This is a genomic window from Croceivirga radicis (assembly GCF_002072105.2).
GTDB classification, from domain to species: Bacteria; Bacteroidota; Bacteroidia; order Flavobacteriales; family Flavobacteriaceae; genus Croceivirga; species Croceivirga radicis.
Genome location: NZ_MTBC01000007.1, coordinates 32,789 through 58,622 on the forward strand (window position 1 = coordinate 32,789; position 25,834 = coordinate 58,622).

A 25,834-nucleotide genomic window follows, 5' to 3' on the forward strand; every position below is an offset into this window, starting at 1 on the left:
GTTTTTAGTTAGTATAGCCTGGGTTTTGTTCCAATAATGGATTTGCTTGTAATGCTTCTAAAGGAAATGGAAACAAGTTGTAATGGTCTGGAATGGAAGTACCATCTGCCACATTACCTTTCCAAGGCCAATTGTAAGTTCCTCCAGTAAAGCGACCAAAACGAATCAAATCTTGTCTTCTATGACCTTCATAGTACAATTCGCGTGCGCGCTCATCTATCAAGAACTGCTCAGTTAAATCTGCTTCTGTAATATTTCCACTAGCATCACCGTATGCTCTTTCTCTAAGGGCATTTATGTAATCTACAGCCTGAGCTGCAGAACCACCACCACCTCTAAAAAATGCTTCTGCATACATAAGATAGGCATCTGCCAAACGGAATAATGGAATATCGGTATCTGAGAAACGACTCTGACCAGAACTTCCGTCTGAGTATTGGTTTTGGAATTTAGTAGTTGGATAACCACTTTCCCACGTACGGTAATCGTCCATTTCATAACTATGCCCCTCTGTCCAGAAAATAGCTCTGCTATCTGCTGTGGTCTCTAAATCGCCAAACAAACCATAAATAGCAGGCGTACAACGGTGACCAAACCAACTTTCAGAATTTCCGAATTCCGCTATTGGCATAGTAGTATCTCCTAAACTACCATTAGTTAGATATGTAGCCGTACCAAAAGATTGTACAGTATTTCTATCTCCTATAATTGGGAAAATTATTTCTGGAGAGGTAAAATTATCACCTTGAAATATAGATTGGTAATCATCATCCAAAGTAAATGGCGATTCTAAAATTACCTTTTCACTATACGTTAATGCATCTGCATATCTATCGGTACCCGTATACACCGCTGCGTTTAAATACACCTTTGCCAATAACATGTGTACGGCTGCTTTATTTGCCCTACCGTATTCATTATTTGCAGGTATTGTTTCTTCTACCGCCAACAATTCGCTTTCCACAAAATCAAATACCTCCGTACGTGTGCTCTTTGCACGGCTTACACCTGTTACACCGTCTGCTTCGGTCACTAAGACAACGCCACCAAAAGTGTCCATTAAATAATAATAGAACAACGCACGTAAAAAGCGCGCCTCGGCAACATACAATTCCGCATTGGCATCATCTGTCTTTTGCACATCTATAATGAAGTTATTGATTTGTGCAATATTGAAGTAACTTCTATTATATAAATAACCAAAGAATTTGTTTGTTGGCACCCAGTTGGTAGCAGTAGTTAATGGGTCTAAGCCACCATCTCCCCAACGATTTTTAGCAATATCCGTAGTAAGCTCTTGCATGTTCCAAATTGCCCTAAAAAATACCGTTTCTCCTGGGTCATCGCCAGCTATATCTGCTTGCTGATTACCACTACCCGGAATACCAATACCATGCAATGCCAAACCACCGTATAATTTACCAAGGATACCCAAGGTGGCATTTGGGTCTGAATCTAACAAGTTATCCAAACTTTGTTCTATTCTAGGCTCCGTATTTAAATCGTCTGTACAGCCTACCAAGAGGGTAGCCGTAAAAAGTCCGAATATTATTTTTTTAATCATGTTCAGTTTGTTTTTAGAAATCTACATTCAATCCTAAAGTATAGGTACGTGGTCTTGCATAAGGTGCTGATTCTATACCATCAAAATTTTCTGGATCTAAACCATCGTAATCTGTAATAACAAATAGGTTATTGGCAGATCCGTAAATTCTTAAGGCCAATTTTTTATCCTCGAAAGGTTTAAGATTGTAACCAATAGTAATATTGTCTAGCCTTAAAAAAGAAGCATCGGATAAATAAAAATCAGACAATGCTTGGTTATCAGACGGTATATCTGAAAATCCATTGTATTGCCCATTATTATAAAGGTCTAGGGTGTTGGTTATAAATCCTGAATCTGTTTGCGGTATTGCCGCCAAAGAATAACCTCTATTCAATAGGTTGGCGTTATACACCTTGCCCCCTAATTGTCCTCTTAAGTTTGCCGTAAAATCCAGGTTTTTATACTGAACAAACGTACCAAAACCGTATGTCCACTTAGGTTCAAACGGGATAAATCTTCTATCTGCATCAGAGATAACACCATCTCCATTTTGATCTACAAAAGCGTCTTCTATAGCGCTACCATTAGCATCATAAACCTGCTCATATAACCAAAAAGTACGGTTGCGCTCACCAACTGCTGTTTGCCCAATATTAACACCTGTTCCACGACCTATACCTCCGCCGCTAGAAAATTGGGTAATGTTATCCAAATCGGTAATATAAGTTTCGTTGAACGCTGCATTGGCATTCAATTCTAAATTAAAGTCCTCTGTCTGTATAGGTCTATACTGCAAGGCAGCCTCAAAACCTTTACTTTCTGTTTCGCCAACATTGCTTACAAATCTGTTTCTCAAGGCTCCTTCTGATTGGGGCACCTCTGCCAATAAATCCGTGGTGTTTCTAATATAACCATCAACACTACCACTTAACCTATTAGAAAAGAAGTTAAAATCTACACCAATGTTATAAGTTGATGTTTTTTCCCAAGTTAAATCTGGATTAAAGGCATTGGCCCTGTAAGTTGTTACCACTTGATTTCCAAAAATATAGCCTACGGTAGGGTCGCCATCATCATACAAAGCGGTGTAAGGGAAATAACCCACTGGTCCCGTGATGTCTTGTTGGCCCGTAAGACCCCAACCTAATCTTAATTTTAATTGGTCTATCCAATTGGTATTTTCCAAAAATTGCTCTTCATCTAATTTCCATGCCAATGCTGCCGCAGGAAAATACCCCCACCTATCATCTTCTGAGAATAAAGAAGAGGCATCTGCCCTTACCGAAGCCGTAAACAAAAAGCTATCATATAATGTTAGGTTTGCCCTGGCAAAGAAAGATTGTAGATTAAGTTCTGTATAATACTTAAACGGTTGCTGGGATTCCCTAAAACCATTCTCTGTTGTAGTTGGAAAAGTGGTTCCTTGGGTCGTAAAATTTTGATAGGCATAACCGGCTTGTACATCCAATCTATTAATAGCGCCTTCAAAATCTTTAGCATAATTTAAATAGGCATCTAATAAGTGATCTCTCTTTATCTGATTTTCCCCGTAATTAGGGCTAAAATTGTTAAATATGGGTAAACCATCAAAAACCGTGTAGGCGGCCACTGCGCTAGGTAAAAAATATTCGTTTATAGTTGATTCAGAATAATCTATACCCGTATTTACTACTGCTGTTAACTCCTCAAAACCATGGATTTTATATCTAAGTTCAGCACTACCAATAAAACGGTCTGCATCTTCATTACGCTCACGCTGTTTTAGTAACGCCAATGGATTTGCCGGCCCTACGATACCTTGATCGTCCGTAATTTGATAAAAGCCACCAAAAATACCACCTTGTGGGTCATAAATTGGCAATGTTGGGTTTGCTGCTAGGGCACTACCAATAGCACCACCATCTGGCTGGTCTTTTTCCGTAGCAATCTCTTTGGCATTAATAGTAACCTTTAAATGCTGGTCAAAAAATTCTGGTGCAATATTTAGAGATGCCGTATACCTATCTAACTGCGATTCTTTTAAAATACCTGCAATTTCTGAATGACCAAAAGAAGCTCTAATTGGTATTTTGTTAAAAAGATTTGCTCTAGCCGTAAGGTTGTTATTAACCGTGTAAGAAGTTCTGTATATTTCTTCTTGCCAATTAGTGTCGTATATGGTTCCATTTAAACCTAGTAAACCAGCACTGTCTGGATAGGTATTCTGGATAAAATCTACATACTCGGCAGAGTCAAAAATATCAATTTGATTACTAAGAGTACCTACTTGTACGTTAGAAGAGAAATTAAATTGCGGTGCTCCTTTGGTTCCAGACTTAGTAGTGATTATAATTACCCCGTTGGAAGCCCTAGAACCATAAATAGCTGTAGAAGAAGCGTCTTTAAGTACCGAAAACGACTCAATATCGTTTGGATTTATTAAAGTTAATGGGTTTGCCTGACCAGCAGGATTTTGGTTAGACAACGGAATACCATCAATAACGATCAATGGGCTATTGTTCGCGTTAAGTGAAGATCCACCACGTATACGGATGTTGATTCCTGCATCCGGGTCACCACCATTGTTTACCACACGAACACCGGCCGATTTACCGGTTATCATTTGGTCAGCGGTTGTAATAGCACCTTTGTTTAAGTCTTCTGCCGTTAATAATTGCACAGCACCTGTAGCATCCTTTTTGGTAGTAGTACCATAACCTATTACCACCACCTCTTCCAATTGAGACACATCGCTCTCCAAAGCAACATTTATGGTATTTGCGGTAACGGTAACTTCTTTTGATTTTAATCCTATGTAGGAAAAAATTAAAATACTTCCCGTTTCTGCCTCAATAGAATAGTTACCATCAAAATCTGTTGTAACTCCAGTAGTTGTACCTTTAATTACAATTGATGCGCCTGGTAAAGGTGTACCAAAATCTGCATCAGTGACCGTTCCTGTAACCGTAGTTTGTGCCAATACAAAAATTGGAGCACAAAGAAGCCACAGAAAAATCATCGAAATTTTCTTTCGCATTTGTGAGTTAATTTTTAGTTAGAAGTTCTAGGTCTTTACACCTATTTCAATTTGCTAACTAAAACTACTGGATGCGCTCTTCTGGTTCGCTTCAAATTATAAAATGACCTAAAATCAGTATATGACCCCTTCTATTCTAAATAGTGCGCTTATTTTTAAATTGTTGTTTTTCAGGTATTTATTTTCTATTGTAGCTTCTGCGTAACCAATTAACCAACAATTGTCAGGTTGTGTTAAAATTTGATTTATATACGTTATTTGGAACAGTTGTTTTTCATAAATCGTAATATATCCCTGTTTAATTCCGAATATAAAAATCACATCCCTAGCAAAAAGAGAAAACCTCAATATAACCTTTGTTCTTTTTCTTAATTGGGTTAACAACTAACCGATATAAGCAAACCAAATACGGCGCATTTGGTGATTTTTGTTTTGAAAAATTGTTTGACATCAAAAAGAAAATATATGACATCTATAAGCGATTCTCATAAAGTTTTAGAACGTACCAAATATTATTTGGTAACCTCTGGTATCTTTTTTTGCCTGTCTTTTGTTATATCTGTACTCTTTATATTGAACAACTTATAAGCAAAAGATATGAACCGTTACACCATTTGTATACAATTATGCCAACAATGTATGGTAGATTGCCAAAATTGTTTGGCCAATATGGCAGGCAAACAAAGTATGAACGACTGCCCTGTGTGCTGTATGGAGTGTATTGATGCTTGCTTGGCTTGTATAAAAAGTATGAGTGCCAATTCTAAGTTTAGTAAAGCCTATGCTGCCATATGTGCCGAAATCTGTGATTGGTGTGCAGAACAATGCGGTGCGCACAGTCATGAACACTGTCAAATTTGTGCCGCCAGTTGTAAAGCTTGTGCGGATGAATGTAGAAAGATAGCAGCATAACACTATAAAAAACAAAGGCTTCCAAATTTGGAAGCCTTTGTTTTTTATTAGTTCGTCGGGATGACTGGATTCGAACCAGCGACCACACGCACCCCATGCGTGTACGCTACCAGACTGCGCCACATCCCGGATTTTGGGATGCAAAAATAAGAATATATTTTAGATAGCACTACTCTTTTTAAGACCTTATCTATACAATGTAAAATGACCAACAAATTGTTGCTTGTCTGCATCATTGGCATTAACAACATACCAATAATCTCCTGTTGGTAAAGGAGAGCCTTCGTATGTACCGTCCCAGCCCTTTACTTCGTTTAAAATTGCAACCACCCTGCCGTATCTATCAAAGATTTTAACCTCCATGTTCGGAAATAAGTCTGCATTCTTTACAAACCAATTTTCGTTCATCACATCTCCGTTGGGTGTAAAGAAATCTGGAAATTCTGGCATACCTTCAAAATCAAAAGGCATAAATATTATAGACTCGCAACCCTGGGCATCTATTACCCTAATTTCTATGTTAGAGTCGTAATTAATGGTAAATACGTTTTCCGCCCCGTAAGACTCACCATTAAAGAAGAACTCGTAATCACCAAAGCCGCCTATTGCCGTAGCCGTAATCTCACCTGGACCCGTTTGTTCCGCAGACAACGTTAATGGTTCAAAGGTATCTACACTAAACTCCACAAAGGTTACACAACCATTTTCATGATAGGCATACACCGTATGTTCGCCTGCTGGTAGATTTCCAAAAACACGTTCCTCAGAAGCCATAGATACATCATCTACATCCAATGAAAATAAAGTTCTAGACAGTTCACTCCTATCCATTAAATCTATGGTAACAGTGCTAAATGGAAATATACCTTCGCAACCGTAAACCACTTCTGCAGTTGGCACCAAGTCCACACCACTATTAATAGGTACTATGACAGTGGTTTCACAGCCCATGGCATCTCTCACGAAAAACACATAAGACTCACCTCCCAATAGATTCTCATATAAGAGGGTATCATTTCTTTGGTAATCTTCTTCTAATGAAGAATTAAATGCTACCTCATAATACGATTGTCCTGATATTGCGTCCACAAAAGGTGTTCCTCCTTGTATATTAAGTTGTGCGCTACCATCTGCAACCCCTAGACAAGTTTCTGGTGTTGCCGTAAACGTAGCCGTTAACTCTTCTGGTGAAAATACACGCACGGTCTCTGTTTCTGAACAACCTTGGGAATCCTGTATTAGAATAATATACTCCGTACCAGATGGGCTACCTTGCAAGTCCTCAAAAGTGTAAACACCCGGGGTATCAACATCATTAAAGAACTCATTAAAATTAGGAGCAATGGCGAATTGTATTAATCCTTCACCTCCACTAGTAACTTCTATGGTTATACTACCATCTTCTTCTCCACTACAACTTACGTTAGTAGTAGAAATTTGAAATTCTATAGGATCTGGCCTTTCTATTACAAATGGCCCCTCTACATCTGAACAGGTTACACCACTGGTTACCGCAACGTAATAATCCGTACCTTCTGGCAGCGCCTCAAAGGTACCGTCTGGCTGTGGACCTCTAACCAAAGTAGCACCGGCGTTTGGATTAAAAGGATCCCCCGGATTACCGGAAAATAAATAATAATTATTAGAGCCCACACCTCCAGAAGAGAAAGATTCTATACGCCCATCTGTTTCTGAAGCACAGGAAATATCATCAGGTAAATTTACTACCAGATCCAAGTCTTGTGCATCTACCAAGGTTAGACCATTAGATGCAACTGGATCACAAGTATTGTTAAGGTTCACTTTTCTTACATCAAACTGGTAAAAGCCCGGACCACCATCTATGATAACCGATGTAACACCTGATCCCATAGAAATGTAGGGGTCGTTAATTGGGTCTGGTGTATTAACAGATCTATACTCATAGTCAAATCCGGCCTCTGGATTGGTCACCGTTAAACGCATTTGTCCTAAACCACCACATCCTGGTGCTCTAACCTGTACCAAATTAGGTATTATTGCTGGTGGCGGATTTACATAATACGGTTCTGTTACCCCAACACAAGAATAACTAGAAGAAATTTCTATGGCATACCACCCTTCACTTATATACCCTTCTCCACTCACACCAATAAAAGTTGGCGAATCTTGTAGACCACTTCTTGATAATTCGTCCGTGATATTATTACTACCTAGATAAATTAATTGGTATTTATAGCCTGCTCCCGCAACGCCTCCAGATGCCCCAGCCGTTGCCGTATCTGCATCTCCTGTTGTTGGATCAAATGCTTCTAATACCGCATTATTACCACCAGGACACACCAATCCCGCAGGTTCTCTAATTCCTGCAACAATGGGGTCTATTGGATTTAAAGTAATATCATCAAAAGTTATACACCCTTCAATGTCCCTAACTTCTACTCGGTAATCACCACTAGAAAGGTCTTCAAATTCATTTATTGCAGAAAACGGACTTACCTCTGTTGGATAGGTACCCGTACCATCATCCAGCAATAAACGATATTCATAAGGCGAAACATCCCAACCCCCCGTTGCAATAGCTTCAATGTTTCCTGTATTATCCAGACAACTCACATTACCAATTTCCATGGTACTCACCGCCAAAGGACCACTTGGCGTTCTAATGGTTGCCAAGTTACTTTCTGCAGAACAGAACGGTGTATCCAAAGATGTAATACGTACCACAAAGTTACCTCCTGGCAGGCCTGCTATTCTTGCGGCATCTCCATTAATATCCGGGAAATTAGCCGTATTAAACGAGCCAGTATTGCCGGTAGAAACTTGTGTTCCCGCACCGTCTACGGCAAAAACCTCGTAGCTATAATTCCCGGAATAATTGGATACATCTATAAAAAGTGCACCATTGGCATCCCCATCACAAAGTATAGGGGCAGCCTCAGATATTAATGCAGTTGGTACAATAGGTTCATTAACAGTATATTTCGGCAATGGATAAGAACATCCATTTGGAGATAAATCATTTACAACAAACAAATATTCACCGGCATTTGGTAGGTTAATAGTTGTTGTTGCAGCGCCCCCACTGTTAAAAGGACTTCCCGGCACGGCAGGTGTCACTTCTATTTCATAATTAGTTGTTCCGGTTACCGTTACCTCCACCAACTCATCAGTAGCACACGTTAAGGCCGTGGTATTGGTAATTGTAGGTACTACATCTGTAGGTGGCGAAATGATAACGTCAAATTGGTCTTGACAACCATTACCATCTATGGCATAAACCGTTATGGTTTGTGTGGTGCCATCATCTATAATTTCAAAAGTGTTTGTAGATTGATAATTACTAAAACCGGTTATACTATATTGATAGCCAGCCGTACCTACATTACCGGTTGCATTGGGATCAACACTTACCGTTATAATGGTACTACTAAATCTATTTGCTCCTACTTCACATGCAAAATCTGGAGCTGTTGCACCTATTTCAAATACTGGTGGTTCTTCTATTTCAATATTGTCTCGGCGATCTTCACATCCTCTATCAGATACAACCACAACATCATAAAAACCTTGAACAAGACCATTAAATACGCCCGAAGCATTTGTCTGTACAATTGTAGCTGTACCTGCTTGGTATAAGTTATAGGTAAAAGGACTATCTACAGCACTAACGGGATCAATTAATACGTCTATAGAACCATCATTTGCACCATTACAAGAAATATCTTGATCCACAACCGAATCAATAACAGGCGGTACGGGGTCGTCCAGATTTATGGTAACCGTGTCATTACATCCCGTTTCATTATCTGAAACAAAAACCCTATAATTTCCTGTGGTTAAATTGGTAAAAACACCCGCCGTTCTATCCCCAGTAAGCGTTGGTCCTATATACACTCCAAATTCATCTTGTAGTTCAAAGGTGAAATCATCGCTACCGCCCACAACATCAATAGCTATGGTACCATCGTTATCAAAACAATTGGGCATGGTACTAAACGAACCACTGACCGTTAAAAATTCATAAACATCAGCAATTCCCTGACTGGTACAACCATCCGCATCTTGCACATCTATAGTGTAATTTCCAGGAGAATTAACGTAAAATGTAGCCACGTAGTCCGTACCATTATCCACTCCAATTTGGGTGTCTCCACCCATGGTAAATCTTGGTGTATCTGCCAAAGTATTTGCAATACGTACTTGAATTTCAAAACTGGTAGCCGTAACATCACATTGATTAACCACATCTATTGTAGGCGCTGGTAAATCTGGACGCAAAGCGATTATAGTTGCGATATCAAAAGAGGTACAACCCGAAGCATCCCTTACATATACATCATAATCTCCAGCAGGACCTACAAACGTTGTTTCATTGCTATAATCTCCCACTGCTGGAATAGCGCCATCTGGCATAAAAGCAAATTCGTAAGGACCGCCATCGCCACCATAACCTTGTACGGTTATCTGGCCAAACGCATTACAATTAGCTGGCTCTTCTGAAAGTATAATATAGCTAGGCAGATTTTCTTCTATTGTAACCGAACCTGCAGCATTACAATTGTCTGTTTGGTTGGTTACAATAACCTGATAGTTACCTGCCAGCTCCGCTATAGTATCTGAATAGGGAACCATACCTGGGGTAACCGTTCCTATTGGGGTTATAGAGCCGTCATCAGAATTCATTAATTCTACCACCAATGTATCCCCAAGGTTAAAACCATCTATTGTATATTGTATTTCTCCATTTCTATTTACATCACAAGCACCAGGGGTAGAAGTTGCTGCAACAGAAAGTAAATTTGGTCCACTTACCGGTGGTATTTCATCTTCATAAATACATCCTGTACCTAAATCCGTAACTTCAACCGTATAGGTTACGCCAAACAATAGATTAGTAAAAGTATGTCTTCTTGGCGGGCTATTTGGTGTAACCGCAGGGTTTGGGTCTCCTACCAAACGGATTAAAAACGGTCCTACCCCACCAACAATCTCAACCGTGTTGGAAAAACCTGAAGGTCCACATGTGGGCGCAATCACAGGGTCTGGTACTACATCTAAAGTGGTCTGTGTAATCGTCACATTATCCGTGTCCGTACATCCATTGGCATCCACCGTAATTACGCGGTAATTACCTGGCTCTAAGCCAGTAAATGATTCAGAAGTACTTGCAGTTGGGCCAATGGTGGCAATTTCTGCACCAAACTCATCTTGCAAAATATAGGTAAAATCAGGAACACCATCTGTAACATTAGTGATACTAATACCACCTAATATGGTTCCTGAGGAACAGGTGGCTATATCTTGTACTACAGTTGCATCTGGCGGAGGAGTACCATCCGTAGGAACGGTAAAGCTTTGTGCTACCGTTACACAACCTCTAGCATCTCTAACCTGATAGGTATATGTTTGCCCAGCTTGAAGATTGGAGAAGGCGGTCTGTGAGGACCACCCACCTCCATCAAAATCAACTTCATAAGGGGGTAATCCACTTGTCGCGTCTGGCGTAATGATTACCCGGCCATTATTCGTTTGTCCACAGCTAGCTGGACTCACATTATGAGTCGCCGGATTTATATTTGCCGGCGGATTCATTATTATTGGAGAGGATGTAGCAACACAACCCTCATTATCGGTTACCCTAAACACATAGGTACCGTCTACATTGGTAAAATGGCTAAATGTATTTGTGGTTAAAGGTTGTGGCGCAGACCAAGTAACCCCATTATCTGAGCTAATTTCATAATTCTTTGGGCCAGAACCCGAAAGATAACCTCTACTTGCCCTTACCTCAATTTCGCCATCTAAACCACCACAGGGTATCTCTGCGATGATATTAGCGGTTACACGTAATTGTGGTCTTATGGTAACATTAACCGTATCCGTACAACCATTAGCATCTTCTACTTCTATTGTATGCGTTCCCGTACCCACATTTGTAAAGGTGCCGGTTGGTTGCGTAGCACCACCGTCCATTCTAAAAGTATAAGGAGGCCCCGCAGAACCACCACTGGCCGTTACTACTACCGTAGCACCGGTGCTTGGCTCAAAACAATAATCCGTACTTGCGTCTAGCGCAATTACTGGTGCTTCTATCCTATTTAAAGAAAAGGTAAACGTATCCGTACAACCTTCTATATCTTCAACCGTTAAGGTATACATACCTTCTTGACCTAGATTGCCGAAAACCGTTCCCGATTTTGGCCCAGCCTGCGTTGAACCATCAGGATATAATAATGTATAACTGTAATTTCCCCAACCTCCGGTTGCATTGGCCACTACCCTACCCAAGTTGTTGTTATCGCAACTCATAGCGGTTACGGTACCACTTAATCCAATAGCTGTTGCCGGTTCTTCTATAGTTAGGGTGGCGGTATCCGTACAACCAGAATCCACATCGGTTACGGTAATGGTATAATTACCCGCCGCCAAACTGTTAACGGTAACTTCTGCATCGGATTGAGCAGCACTTTCTGTACCACCATTAATGTTGTATGTATAATTGTTGGTAAAACCGTCTATTATAAAGGTTCCTGATCCATCAGAAGCACCACTACATATACGAGTATCTCCTCCAGATTTTACCCTAGCCCTAACCGAACTTATAACAGAAGGATTATAACTTTCTTCGTATTGACAACCATTTACATCTGTTACCCTAAAAGTATAGTTGGTATTATTGGTAAGCCCTAAAAACGTATCGTTACCACCATTGTTAATTACCACAGGGCTAATAACCTCATAAGTAGCAATAGCAGCAGTAGCTGTAACTGTTAGTTGAACGTCTGATGTATTTGCCGCACAATTGGTATTATTTTGCGAGAAATCGATATTGCTAGGAGGGTCAACATCCAAAATAGTTATTGGCGTTAACTCTAATCTACACCCACCACCATCTCTTATTATTGGAGTATATGTGCCGGGCGCTAAATTTGTATAAGTAGTTTGCGTACTAAAATTAGCGGCGGCATCTCCTGAAATACTAAATACATACCCACTACCGGAACCACCACTAAAAGGACCTTGAAACTCAATAATACCACCATCTACACCTCCGGCCCCATTACAAGACCTATCGGAAAGTTTAACGGCATTACCTACAATGGTACCCACACTGGTTACCGTAACCGAGCTAGGCACGTTTAAAATACAATCTACCGTTCCTTGCTGATACCTAACCTGAATATTATTGTAAGTTCCTGCCGCAACGGAGAGGATAGGGTTTGTAGACCAAGGGTCTGCGGATGTTGCCCTAAAAGACAAATTGTAACCTTTAGAATCGTTGATGGTAAAATTTAATTTTGCACCACCATTACTACATGTTCCATCCGTACCTGTAACCGTAATATCAGGGGGCGTAAGCTCTTCAACAGAGGCAGATGCCGTTATGGTACAGCCGTTGGCGTCCGTAATATAAAAATCATAATCCCCTGCAGCAGTAACATTGTAAGTTGTACTAGTAGTATAGGAACCACCAGAATTACCACCATCACTCGTTGTAAATGTGTAGGGGGCCGCACCACCAGAGGTACGTACTATAATATTTACATCGTTAACCCCACAAGTAGCATTTAAACTCTCGTTTACCTCTGTAGATGCTGCCAATGGAACCAATCCATCACCAATGGTGATTGGATTGCCATTGACATCTGTTGTTTGTCTGGGAGCGGGGATACCATTTCCAGGGTCTCCGGCACATTGTTGCGTTTCTACTTGCACGCTATAGGTACCAAAACCAACCGCTGAAAAGGTATAAGGGTTCGTTGCAATAAAAGTTGTAAATTCTTGAGGTACACCCATTTGGTCCAATAAGGTGTATTTGTACGGACCAGGTACGTCATTTACCGTTACAGTAATACTTCCTGTTTCTCCAAAACAATTAGCATCTGTATAGGTAACATCAATATCAATTTCTCTTTCTTCAATTTCTATTGGCTCATACGGGTACTCACAAGTGTTTGGTGTATTTCTTAGTCTTGCTTTAACCACATAAGTCCCCGGTGTTAAACCTTCAAAAATTGCAGAATTTTGCCAAGCACCAAAACCAGTACCAGGATTAATGGCGTATTCATAAGAACTAGAAAGATTTGTAATTTGTATTCTACCCGGAACATCACAGATGTAATTTCTTTTTACATAGGTTTGGGTAATCGTACTCTTTTTAACCTTAAAATAATAGTAGGCACCATTGTCTACCCTAACACGAAATTCCCCACCGTTGGTAGGGTTAATTGAACTTGCGTCTATTGTAAAATTAGAATCGGTATCTACTGTAGACCAGCAGGTGTTGGTAGTATTTGGACAGGTATCATTGATATCTGCCGTACAGGTACCACTTGGACTAAATTGCTGCCATTGATAGCTACCATAACTGCCATTAAGGGTAACCGTTCTGTCGTCAAAATCACCACATAGATTATACCGCACTACTGTAAAACCATTATCCGTACATCCCACGCTCTCATCTCCATTGGTAATAATGGTGGTGAACATTGCGGCTGTTGCTTCAAATGTATTTTCGCTAAAATTGTGTTTACTAGAAGAACTGGTCACTTCTTCCAATTGCTTGGTAACTTTGGGCGTTGCTTCCGTTTTCCATTCAAGAAAACGAAGCACCCTTGCTTCTGAGAGAGAGGCATAGCCTACTATTGATACAAAAATCAACAATAGCGCATATAAAACACGTAGGGCTTTATTGCTTTGCATAGGTTAAGTCTGTTGTAGAAATACCGGGATTTGGGAGCCTAATATTTCTAGGTGTAATTATTTATCTATATAATCTAGTTATCTTTATTCACCGTAAAACAATTGCATTTTAACGGGTATTACCATTATTCTAACGATCAATTTATGAAAAAGTATATATTGACTTTACATTTTTTCGTTGTACTGCTAGGAACGTCTTGTGGACAAAACACGGATAATACCATCTCAACCACTGAAAAACCTATACTTTCCAAAGAATTAGTAGTACCGGATTTAAGGAACCCTTGGGGCTTTGTTTTTTTACCAGATAACAGTTTACTTATTACCGAGAAAGAAGGAAAACTAATTTTATATAAAGATGGCTCAAAAAGAATTATAAAGGGCTTACCCGATATTAAAGTAGCTGGTCAAGGCGGTCTATTGGATGTAGCACTGGACCCACAATATTCTTCTAACGGTTACATTTATTTAACCTATGTTTCTGCAGACGGAAAAGAAAAAGGTAGCAATACCGCTCTTTTAAGATGCAAACTGTTTAACGAGGAACTTATAGATAAAAAAGTTCTGTACAAAGCAAGTCCAAATAGCACCACATCGCATCACTTCGGTTCCAGAATTGTTTTTGATAAAGAAGGATATCTATATTTTTCTATTGGAGATAGAGGCAATAGAGATGAAAATCCGCAAGATATTACCAGAGATGGCGGTAAAATATATCGTCTAAACAAAGACGGGAGTATACCTACGGATAATCCATTTTATACCGAAACCAATGCAAAAAAAGCTGTTTTTAGTTATGGGCATCGTAATCCACAGGGATTAGTACTAAATCCGTTTAACGGCGAAATTTGGGAGCACGAACATGGTCCTAGGGGTGGAGACGAAATTAATACCATTAAAAAAGGTAAAAACTATGGCTGGCCGTCTATTACCTATGGTATTAACTACAGTGGCACAAAAATTACAGATAAAACCAAAATGCAAGGTATGGAACAGCCTATACATTATTGGGTACCTTCTATAGCACCTAGTGGAATGGCTTTTATAACAACTAATAAATACCCCAATTGGAAAGGTAATCTTTTGGTTGGCTCGCTGGCTTTTCAGTATTTAGAGCGCCTGGTATTAAAAGATAATAAAGTTATCTATCGTGAAAAGTTATTGGATGGTATTGGCCGTGTACGTAGCGTTAAGGAAGGGCCAGATGGCTATGTTTATATAGGGGTAGAGGGTAAAGGTATATATAAGTTAACCCCAAAGTCCTAACTCCTATCCGTTATCCTTTAGATTCACTATTGCGGCCCGTACGGAGCCAAATTTTTTAAGTGCAGCTTCCGCAACCTCATATTCCAGACCTAAAGCTTCAATAAGATAACGGGTTCCACGATCCACCAGTTTTTTATTGCTTAATTGCATATCTACCATTTTGTTGCCTTTTATCCTACCTATTCGAATCATCAAAGCGGTAGAAATCATATTTAAGACCATTTTTTGACTGGTGCCCGATTTCATTCTAGTGCTACCGGTCACAAATTCCGGACCTACCTCAACAGCAATAGCAATATCCGCTTGGGTAGCCAAAGGAGACCCGGGATTATTCGTAATTCCAGCTGTTAGCAGTCCGTTCTTTTTTGCATCTTCTATGCCACCCAAAACATAAGGGGTGGTACCAGATGCGGCTATCCCAACAACAACGTCGTTTTTATTAATACCATATACATTTAAATCTTTCCAGGCCTGTAGGGTATTATCCTCTGCAAACTCCACTGCTTTTCTAATAGCAACATCACCACCTGCAATTAATCCAATGACCCTGTCATAGGGCATACCAAAAGTAGGTGGTATCTCTGATGCATCTAAAACACCCAATCTACCACTGGTACCGGCACCAATATAAAATAACCTTCCTCCTTTTTCAAATCTGGCAACCAATTGCTCTACCAATTTTTCAATTTGTGGTATTACCTTTTGTACCGCTAAGGCAACCTTTTGGTCTTCTTCATTAATTTTATGCAATAATTCTTTTGTAGACAGACTTTCCAAATTATCGTGTAAGGAAGATGTTTCCGTAATTTTATTAAATGCGGTCATATTAAAGTAAGCTAATTTCTTGGTTTTTAAAGGGATTAAGGTCTCTATGGTCTGGTTCCAATTCTGTTACCATTGTATTAATTTGTGCTAAATCGCATGTTTTATAACGGTGTTGCGAATTTAATTTTTCAGAAATGCATAATAAGACGGATTTCTTGGAAGCCTTTATTACAGCCTTCTTAGTTTGCACAATATCCCAATCAAATTCCGTAAGACCATAAGTAGCATCTACGTAACCCGTACCAATAAATGCCCAGTCTACTTTTAGTTGGGACAAGTTATTAATGGTATTGGCTCCGTAAGATATTTGGGAATCCTTGGATAAATTACCTCCTATAAAAATGGTTTCTACATTAGGTTTATTTAATAATTCCATGGCTACGGGCAAGCTTAAGGTAAAACAGGTTATATTTAGGTTAACCGGTAACAACCTTGCTAATTCTAAACAAGTAGTACCCCCATCAATTAAGATTACACTATTGTTTTTTATAAGCTTTAAGGCTTTTTCTGCAATTGCCGTCTTCTTCTCTAACGCATAAACGTTATTCCTAGAGGGACTAAAATTGGCAAAACCTAAAGATACCGCACCACCATGCACCTTTCTAAGTTTACTCTCTGCATCCAACTCCTTCACATCTCGCCTAACCGTGTCTATAGAAACGTCTAATTTTTCCGCTATATCCATAAGAAGTACTTTATTATGTAATTCTACCTCATTAAGGATTATTCGTTGCCGTTCTTCTTTGAGCATTTCTTGAATTTATGTTGCAAATATATGGAATTCTCAAAATTGCTGTTTTATGCTAGCATAATATTGATTTAAAGTTATTATTTGCAGTAAAGTGAAAATAAAACAGCATAAAACAGCAAATAATAGATTTTTTTATAACTTTGTGCTGTTTTTAAATCAGAAATTACAGACTTATGTCCGAAACGCTCACCAAACAGCAAACCATTTTGGATAATGATAATCCAGAAATTAGAAAATTTGAAAAGGTAAACACTATGATCCATGAGGATTCTAATAGTGCTTCTTTTTATGTAGCAAATGAAATTGCAGAACTTATCCGCAGAAGACAGAAAGAAGGAAAAATGGCAGTGTTAGGATTGGCTACAGGGTCCACTCCTACCAAGGTTTACGACTATTTGGTTAAATTTCATCAAGAAGATGGATTGAGTTTTAAAAACGTTGCAACCTTTAATTTGGATGAATATTATCCTATGCAACCGGACTCTATCCATAGTTACGTTCGCTTTATGAACGAGCATCTTTTTGACCATTTAGATATCGATAAAAAAAATATCCACATACCGGATGGCACCTTAAAAAAAGAGGATATTAGGGCATTTTGCGATGCATACGAGCAAAAAATTGCAGATTTAGGCGGTATTGACATACAAGTATTGGGGATTGGTAGAACAGGACACATTGGTTTTAATGAACCTGGTTCCAGTATAAGTAGTAAAACCAGATTGGTACGCCTAGATCGTGTAACCAAATTAGACGCCGCAAGTGATTTCTTTGGAGAAGAAAACGTACCACAACGCGCCATAACCATGGGTGTTGGTACTATTATGAGCGCTACAAGAATTATCTTAATGGCTTGGGGCGAAGGTAAATCTCGCATAATAAAAGAGGCCGTAGAAGGTGAAATCAGGGAAAGTGTACCTGCCACTTTTTTACAGGAACATCCCAACTGTGATTACATAATAGATGAAGCTGCCGGATCTTTACTAACCCGTATAGAAACACCTTGGTTGGTAGGAGAAGTCAACTGGAACGATAGACTTATAAAAAAAGCAACCATATGGTTATCCGAAAAATTGGAAAAAGCTATACTTAAGCTTACCAACGAGGATTACAACGAATATGGAATGGGTAATTTAATTGCAGAAATAGGATCTGCGGAACAAATTAACCTTAAGGTTTTTAACCAATTGCAAGCCACCATTACTGGCTGGCCAGGTGGCAAACCAAATGCAGATGATAGCAATAGACCAGAACGTGCTAATCCTTATCCTAAAACATCTTTAATCTTTAGTCCACACCCAGATGACGATGTAATTTCTATGGGTGGCACCCTCTTACGATTGGTAGATCAAGGGCACGATGTACACGTGGCCTACCAAACATCTGGAAATATTGCCGTTTTTGATGATGAAGTAATTCGATTTTTAGATTTTGCTACGGAAGTAGATAAAGATGATAAATTGAATTCTAAAATGAAAGCGGTACGTGAGTTCATAAACAACAAAAAACCGGGAGAAGTAGACAGTCCAGAAATCCAAGAATACAAAGGGTTAATTAGAAAAGGTGAAGCGCTAGCAGCCTGTAGATACTGTGGTGTTCCAGAAAAAAACGCACATTTTCAAAATTTACCATTTTATGAAACGGGGGCAGTTAAGAAAAAACCACATTCAGAAGAAGATATTCAGTTAACGGTAGACTTATTAAATAAAGTGCAACCCCATCAAATATTCGCGGCAGGAGACTTGTCTGACCCTCATGGTACACATAGGGTTTGTTTACAAATAATATTCTTGGCATTGGAAAGGCTACAAGAGCAAGGTGCAAAATGGTTAAAAGACTGTTATGTATGGTTATACCGTGGTGCATGGCAAGAATGGGATATTGCAGATATGGAAATGGCCGTTCCTATTGGCCCCAAGGATATGAAGCGTAAAATTAACGCCATATTTAAGCACCAATCTCAAAAAGATAGTGCCATGTTCCCAGGAAACGATAAACGAGAATTTTGGCAAAGAGCACAACAACGTAACACGGAAACGGCCTTTAAATACAATGCCCTAGGCCTAGCCGAATATGAAGCAATGGAAGGTTTTGTTCAATACCATTTTAAAAAATAGAACATTTTTAACTTTCAATTTATTGCAGCGATTAAATCTATTTTGTTAGTTTAACCCCCACTAGGCCTACCTATATTTGGTAGGCCTTTTTAGCTTTATATTTTATGAGAAAACTACTGCCCATTTCTGTTTTGCTGTTTTTTGCCGTTTCTTGCTCAACCTTTAAAGCGGTACCTAGCGGCACTACCGAGTTTAGAGGTATTTGGATTGCTTCTGTAGCCAACATAGACTGGCCTAAAAACGGAAACGATGGCTTAGCTAAAAAAAAGAAAGATTACCTAGAACTGTTATCCTTTTACAAAGCGCTAAATTTTAATGCGGCTATAGTTCAGATAAGAACCGCCGGTGATGCTTTGTATCCTACCAAATTGGCGCCATGGTCTAGATATCTTACCGGCACGGAAGGTAATCCCCCAAAAGACACTACAGACATACTACCATGGTTAATTGAACAAACCCATGCCCATGGTATGGAATTTCATGCTTGGTTAAACCCCTACAGGGCTACAATGAGCTTAGACACATCTACTCTTGCCCCTACTCATGATTTTTACAGGCACCGTAATTGGATGGTTCCGTATGGTACTAAATTTTATTATAATCCAGGGTTACCAGAAGTTCAGGAACATTTGGTCTCCATAATGGAAGAAGTAGTCAGTAGATATCAAGTTGATGCTATTCATTTTGATGATTATTTTTACCCGTACACCATTAAAGATGAAATTTTTAATGATTCTCTCGCCTATAAAGCACATGCGTTACCCAACCAGTCCTTGGCAGAATGGAGGCGCAGTAACGTAGATAGTTTGCTAAAAAAGGTGAATGTGCGCATAAAAAATAGTAAGCCATGGGTACATTTTGGCATAAGTCCGTTTGGGGTATGGAAAAACAAAACAACGGATACCAAAGGGTCCTTAACAGAAGCCGGGCAAACTACTTATGAAAATTTATTTGCCGATCCTTTGCTATGGGATAAAGAGGGTTATATAGATTATTTAATTCCGCAACTTTATTGGAGTTTGGATAACAAACCTGCATCTTACAACATTCTTACAGATTGGTGGGCATCTAACATAGAAAACATAAATTTATACATTGGAAACGGCCCTTATAAAATTTACAACAACGCGGACAAGGCTTGGGACAATCCTTTAGAACTTCCCAAACAACTTAATAAAACCAGAGCAACCAAGCGTATAGACGGTAATGCCTTTTTTAGCGCCAAATCCCTCACCGCCAACAAAGAAACAATAGTTAAGACCCTAAAAAAGAAAGTTTACAAGCACAAGGCATTAACTCCAGCACTTTCTAAACTCTACGAAGTTACTCTTCCGTTAAAAATTGCTATTAAAGAGGTAAAGAAAAAGGATGATGGCTATATAGTTGAATATGTATCGGATACGGATTTAAAACAGGTTATTTACCTAAAAAAGCCCGAATTGACCTCAAAAAATATCATAGGAAAACAGTATCTTAACCCAAGTGATTCATTCTATGTTCCAAGAAATATCGTTAAAGGAAAAAAGAAATGCTACGTGGTCTTTCGCACAAAATATGGCCAACCCAGTCAACTTATACCCATCAACCTAACTTCAACCCATGAAAAGTAAAAAAGATAAGAATGCCTGGCTTTGGGTGCCTATACTTTACTTTACACAAGGATTACCATACGTTATAGTAGTTACCCTTTCTGTTATTATGTACAAACAATTAGGCTTGGGCAATGCAGAAATTGGATTGTATACAAGTTGGTTGTATTTACCCTGGGTTTTAAAACCGCTTTGGAGCCCTTTGGTAGATTTAAAATGGACCAAAAGAAAATGGTTCTTAAGCATGCAGTTTGTAATTGCGCTTGCTTTTTTGGGTATTGGCCTTAGCCTTAAAACAGATATTTTTTTAACAGCCAGTTTGGCTTGTTTTTGGATGGTGGCCTTTGCCTCTGCAACCAACGACATAGCTTCTGATGGCTATTATATGCTTGCCCTTACAGAGCAAAAGCAATCGTTTTTTATTGGCATGCGAAGTACCTTTTATAGGTTGGCAATGATAACCGGGCAAGGTTTAATCGTAATTCTAGCGGGTTATTTGGAAAATACTTTTGGAGACAATCAGAAGGCATGGTCTATAACTATGGTTTGCACGGCCGTTTTAATGCTTCTCATAACTTTGGGTAATTTGTTTACCACACCAAAGGTAGAACCTAACCAACTAGGACAGAAACAAACTAAAACCAGCTTTGTTACCATTTTTACCAGTTTTTTTCAGAAAAAAGGTATCTGGCTTTCTTTGGCTTTTATCCTTACTTATCGTTTAGGCGAATCACAACTGGTTAAAATGGCCTCCCCATTTTTGTTAGATTCCCAACCAGCTGGTGGCTTAAACTATTCTACCGAAGCGGTTGGCACCATTTACGGAACCGTTGGGATTATAATGCTTTCCATTGGCGGTATCTTGGGCGGTATTCTTATTTCTAGAGACGGATTAAAAAAATGGATGTTTCCAATGATTTTGGCCTTAAACGTACCCAATGTATTGTACGCTTTATTGGCACTCACTAACACTACCCACATTGCGGCCGTGGTGGGCACTGTTGTTATAGAACAATTTGGTTATGGTTTTGGTTTCGCTGCATTCTTGGTTTATTTAATCTATGTGGCAGAAGGTTTGTCCAAGACCAGCCATTATGCTTTGGCCACAGGTTTTATGGCTTTGGGTATGATGCTTCCGGGTATGCTAAGTGGTTATATTCAAGAATGGTTGGGCTATGACGGCTTTTTTATCTGGGTGGTTTTGGCCGCCCTACCGGTTCTTGTCATAGTACGTTATTTGGATTACCCTGCTGATTTTGGAAAAAAAGCAACAACCTAATTACCCATGAAAAACAAGCTAAGTTTAAAGCAAAAGGTTGGGCAGTTATTTATGCCGGCCGCATTTATAAATGATTCAGAGGAAGAGATTCAACGCCTTGAACAACTCATTGCTAACTATCATATTGGTTCTATTTGCTTTTTTCACAGTAGAGCTAGTGCCGCCACCAATTTTGAGGGGAAAAAAGAGGTGCTTTACAACAAGGATAGTTTGGATCAACTAAAAATCTTGATAAATCGTTACCAAAAGGCGGCAAAAACCCCCTTGATAATTGCGATTGATGCGGAATGGGGACTGGCCATGCGGGTAGAAAACACCCCCCAGTATCCTTACGCTATTACTTTAGGTGCTTTACCGGAAGAAGCGTTGAACTTGATAAGAGAAACGGGAAAAAATATTGGAAGGGACTGTTTAGAAGCAGGAATACATTGGAATTTAGCTCCTGTGTTGGATGTTAATAGCAATCCTAAAAATCCGGTAATTGGCTACCGCTCTTTTGGTTCCAATAAACATAAAGTGTTGCAAAAAACACAGGCGTTTATAGATGGAATGAACGAAACAGGAATTCTGAACTCCGTGAAACACTTTCCTGGCCACGGAGACACTGCGGTTGATTCGCATTTGGGGTTACCACAAATTGAGAAGACCGAAGATGAATTACTTAATCAAGAACTTTTTCCATTTTATCATATAGAAAAAGAAAAATTAGATGCTGTTATGGTTGGGCATTTGGCACTACCCAAAATTACCGGTGATTCCTTATTACCAGCTACCCTAAGTAAACTTCTAATTGACCGGTATATCCGAGAAAAAATGAATTTTGATGGCATTATAATATCAGATGCATTGAATATGCATAGTATTTCTAAAAAATTTCAAGAAAAAGGAGCTGTTGAATACCAAGCATTTATGGCCGGCATGGATGTACTTTGTTTCGCGGAACACGTTAAAGAAGGAATTGAAAGAATAGTGGAACAAGCACCGGAAGCTTTAATAAACGAAAAATATAATCGCTTTGAAATTTTAAAATCCAAAGCATTTGCGGCCAAACCTCAATTAAATTATATATCCTACCAAGACCTAATTGCTAAAACAGCTACCAAGAGCTTAACACAGTTATTGCCAGATATTGATACAAGTAGCTATTTGGATGCCCAAACCCATTTGATTACAATGGGCAAGGAACTAAGCCATTTTGAAAATCTTTTGGTAACGGAATCTTCTATTATTAAAAGTGCTGTGGAGAAGCCTTTAAGTACTAAAATTGTATTGGCACTGGCCCCACCGTCTATTAAACCCCTAAATCATTTTGGATTCACTACCTTAGAACTAGAACGCATAAACAAATTACTCCAAGAGAAAAATGTTGTGCTCTTTAATTTTGGCAATCCTTTGTTTTTAAACGAAATAGACTACAAAAAGGCCAAGCAAGTTTATCTGGTGTACCAAGATTTTCCTCAATTTCAAGAACATGCCGCTAAACAGCTTTTACAACAATTGCCATTGTATGGTAGCTTGCCCGTAAATTTAGATTAATATGGAGCAAAGCTATTCAGTTTTAGGATTAATGTCTGGAACATCTTTAGATGGTTTGGATATTGCCCATTGTGACTTTTGGAGGCACAAAACCAAATGGAATTTTAAAATAAACAAGGGTGTTACCATTGCTTATGATGCTGTTTTACAGGAACAATTAAAAAATGCAATTCACCTAAGCGAAGAAGAACATCAACATCTGCACCTTACGTATGGAAAATGGCTTGGTGCGCAAGCCAAGCAATTCTTGGTTAATGAAAAACTCACGGTAGATTTTATAGCAAGTCACGGCCATACCAGTCATCATAGGCCATCAGAAGGATTAACCTTTCAATTAGGCGATGGTGCAGAACTTACCAAAACCGCCCAAATTAGTTGTGTAAATGATTTTAGGACTTTAGATGTCTCAAAAAATGGACAAGGAGCACCATTGGTACCAATTGGTGATGCCTTATTATTTGCAGATTACGATTTCTGTTTGAACTTAGGCGGCATCAGTAATATTAGTTTAGAACATAACAACAAGCGTATAGCCTTTGATATAGGTTTGGCCAATATGCCGTTAAATTACTTGGTAGCCCCCTTAGGATTGAGTTATGATAAAGATGGAAAATTAGCGGAATCTGGCAAATTGATTGAACCACTTTTTAATAGCCTAAACAAACTACCCTATTATCAAAAAAAACACCCAAAAAGCACTGGAATAGAGTGGTTCAAGTCCGATGTAATTCCTCTATTGGAAAACTATAAAACCAATAAAGTAGAAAATGTATTGCACACCATAGTTCAGCATAATAATTACCAAATTGCCAATGCCATAAAGCAATTTGATACTAGCAGACCTACTAGATTATTAATTACCGGTGGAGGTGCTTTAAACGCATTCGCGATGAAAAATTTAAAAACACATTTACCCAATACTGTTGAAATAGTACTGCCAGATAAAACCCTAATTGATTTTAAAGAAGCTATGGTTTTTGCTTTTATGGGCGTTCTAAGGCAACAGGGAGCTATAAATATTCTAGCCTCTGTAACGGGTGCAGATAGCGATTCTTGCGCAGGCAAAATACATACATTTAAGTAGTTGCCGCAGCCAATTTATTAGCTCTTTTTACAAACAAGAAAATTACTAAAGAAATAAGCCCACAAATAGCCAAGCCCAAAAAAAGAGGTAAAACCCTATCATCTACGTAGCTTCCTATAGCGGTGGCTATAGGGATAGAAACTACGGTAGAGAAAAAACCATTAATAGCCGCCCCAATACCTGCAATATGCCCTATAGGCTCCATGGCTATACTTCTAAAATTACCCCACATAAAACCTAGACAGAAAAATTGTAAGGATAGAAAAATCACCAATACCCAAATGCTTGGGTTAGGCGCGTTCCAAAATAAAACCACATAAAGTAATGCAATCAAACAAAAGGCTACCAATGCGGTCAAGGAGAGTTTTCTCATCCCAAAACGCATTACCATAGTACCATTAGATAAGGTAGACAAGCCAATTGATATCGCTAGACCTGCAAAGATGTATGGAAACACTTCCTTTAAGCCGTATATTTCTTCAAAAATGTGCTGAGAAGCGCTTAAATAAACCAAAAAAGCACCCGTTACCAAACCTGAAACAAGGGTAAAAGCTACCGATTCCCTATGCTTCATAAACTCTTTAAAACCATTCCAAAATAGACTGGCAGAGAATTTCTTTTTATGCTTTTCAGGTAACGTCTCTGGTTGTCTTTTCCAAAACCAAATTGCCACCAAGACGGCGAAGAAAACCTGTGAGTAAAAAATAAACTGCCAACCTCCTAAATCTAACATTAACTTGCCAAAGGCAGGCGCAACAACAGGGATTAATATAAAAAAGGCCGTTACAAAAGACATTACTTTGGCCATGGTATCACCTTCGTACAAATCTCGTATCATAGAGATAGATATAGACCTTGAAGTAGAGAGGCCTATACCTTGTAGCAACCTACCAAATAACATAATTTCCAAACTGGGTGCAAATACACAAACCCCACTAGAAATTATAAAAATGGCAAAACCCAGATACACCACTTTTTTTCTACCCAAGGAATCGGAAAGTGGGCCAAAAAATAATTGACCCACACCCAAACCTAAAAATATCATGGTAACCAACTTCTGATTTTCCGTTGGATCTAAGCTATTTATAGAATACCCAATCTCTGGAATAGCCGGTAAAATAGCATCTATAGACAATGCTACAATACTCATTAAAGAGGCCATTAGGGCAATAAATTCAAACTTTGGCTTTTGTGCTGTATTTTGCATCTGGCAAAATTACTCCACCTT

The 25,834-nt window shown here is 39.0% G+C and carries 13 protein-coding genes and 1 tRNA gene; 7 read left to right on the forward strand and 7 right to left on the reverse strand.

The genetic code is table 11. The annotated features are described in order from the left end of the window. Positions 1-4: 4 nt before the first annotated feature. Together BUL40_RS10945 and BUL40_RS10950 are read right to left on the reverse strand one after the other, a co-directional pair. On the reverse strand, positions 5-1,564 hold the full coding sequence (locus BUL40_RS10945) for a RagB/SusD family nutrient uptake outer membrane protein (protein WP_176465474.1): 1,560 nt from the start codon (positions 1,562-1,564) through the stop codon (positions 5-7). Between the two features lie 13 nt (positions 1,565-1,577). Further along, positions 1,578-4,562 (reverse strand): SusC/RagA family TonB-linked outer membrane protein, encoded by a 2,985-nt coding sequence (locus BUL40_RS10950; protein ID WP_080319303.1) that lies wholly within the window; start codon positions 4,560-4,562, stop codon positions 1,578-1,580. A 597-nt stretch (positions 4,563-5,159) separates the two neighbouring features. Between BUL40_RS10950 and BUL40_RS10960 the strand changes: the two genes are divergently transcribed. Further along, positions 5,160-5,474: a four-helix bundle copper-binding protein gene (locus BUL40_RS10960; RefSeq protein WP_080319305.1), complete on the forward strand. Its 315-nt coding sequence runs from the start codon at positions 5,160-5,162 to the stop codon at positions 5,472-5,474. Positions 5,475-5,529: 55 nt separating this feature from the next. Here BUL40_RS10960 and BUL40_RS10965 read toward each other — a convergent pair. Beyond that, positions 5,530-5,603: transfer RNA gene (locus BUL40_RS10965), tRNA-Pro, on the reverse strand. 57 nt (positions 5,604-5,660) lie between these two features. Continuing rightward, positions 5,661-14,159, reverse strand: a complete 8,499-nt coding sequence (locus BUL40_RS10970; protein ID WP_080319306.1) for a T9SS type B sorting domain-containing protein — start codon at positions 14,157-14,159, stop codon at positions 5,661-5,663. Positions 14,160-14,303: 144 nt separating this feature from the next. Here BUL40_RS10970 and BUL40_RS10975 point away from each other — a divergent pair, with 144 nt between their 5' ends. Further along, positions 14,304-15,425, forward strand: coding sequence for a PQQ-dependent sugar dehydrogenase (locus BUL40_RS10975; RefSeq protein ID WP_080319307.1), 1,122 nt, complete (start codon positions 14,304-14,306; stop codon positions 15,423-15,425). Between the two features lie 3 nt (positions 15,426-15,428). Here the strand turns inward: BUL40_RS10975 and murQ are convergent, their stop codons facing one another. After that, the gene (gene murQ, locus BUL40_RS10980) at positions 15,429-16,250 is read right to left on the reverse strand and encodes an N-acetylmuramic acid 6-phosphate etherase (protein WP_080319308.1); all 822 of its coding nucleotides are present in this window, start codon (positions 16,248-16,250) and stop codon (positions 15,429-15,431) included. Position 16,251: 1 nt separating this feature from the next. Beyond that, complete coding sequence (locus tag BUL40_RS10985; RefSeq protein WP_080319309.1) at positions 16,252-17,001, reverse strand: DeoR/GlpR family DNA-binding transcription regulator; 750 nt, start codon at positions 16,999-17,001, stop codon at positions 16,252-16,254. A 173-nt stretch (positions 17,002-17,174) separates the two neighbouring features. On the opposite strand from BUL40_RS10985, the gene nagB reads away from it, so the two are divergent. The 5 genes from nagB to BUL40_RS11010 all read left to right on the forward strand — a co-directional run bounded on the left by nagB (position 17,175) and on the right by BUL40_RS11010 (position 24,606). Beyond that, on the forward strand, positions 17,175-19,118 hold the full coding sequence (nagB, locus tag BUL40_RS10990; protein ID WP_080319310.1) for a glucosamine-6-phosphate deaminase: 1,944 nt from the start codon (positions 17,175-17,177) through the stop codon (positions 19,116-19,118). 104 nt (positions 19,119-19,222) lie between these two features. After that, on the forward strand, positions 19,223-20,728 hold the full coding sequence (locus tag BUL40_RS10995) for a glycoside hydrolase family 10 protein (protein WP_080319311.1): 1,506 nt from the start codon (positions 19,223-19,225) through the stop codon (positions 20,726-20,728). Continuing rightward, positions 20,718-21,986, forward strand: a complete 1,269-nt coding sequence (locus BUL40_RS11000; protein ID WP_080319312.1) for an MFS transporter — start codon at positions 20,718-20,720, stop codon at positions 21,984-21,986. The genes BUL40_RS10995 and BUL40_RS11000 overlap by 11 nt, the downstream gene beginning before the upstream one ends. Positions 21,987-21,992: 6 nt before the next feature. After that, positions 21,993-23,522: a glycoside hydrolase family 3 protein gene (locus tag BUL40_RS11005; RefSeq protein WP_080319313.1), complete on the forward strand. Its 1,530-nt coding sequence runs from the start codon at positions 21,993-21,995 to the stop codon at positions 23,520-23,522. Position 23,523: 1 nt separating this feature from the next. Next, positions 23,524-24,606, forward strand: a complete 1,083-nt coding sequence (locus tag BUL40_RS11010; RefSeq protein WP_080319314.1) for an anhydro-N-acetylmuramic acid kinase — start codon at positions 23,524-23,526, stop codon at positions 24,604-24,606. On the opposite strand, the gene BUL40_RS11015 is transcribed toward BUL40_RS11010, so the two are convergent. Next, complete coding sequence (locus tag BUL40_RS11015) at positions 24,599-25,813, reverse strand: multidrug effflux MFS transporter (protein ID WP_010520165.1); 1,215 nt, start codon at positions 25,811-25,813, stop codon at positions 24,599-24,601. The genes BUL40_RS11010 and BUL40_RS11015 overlap by 8 nt on opposite strands. Positions 25,814-25,834 lie beyond the last annotated feature (21 nt).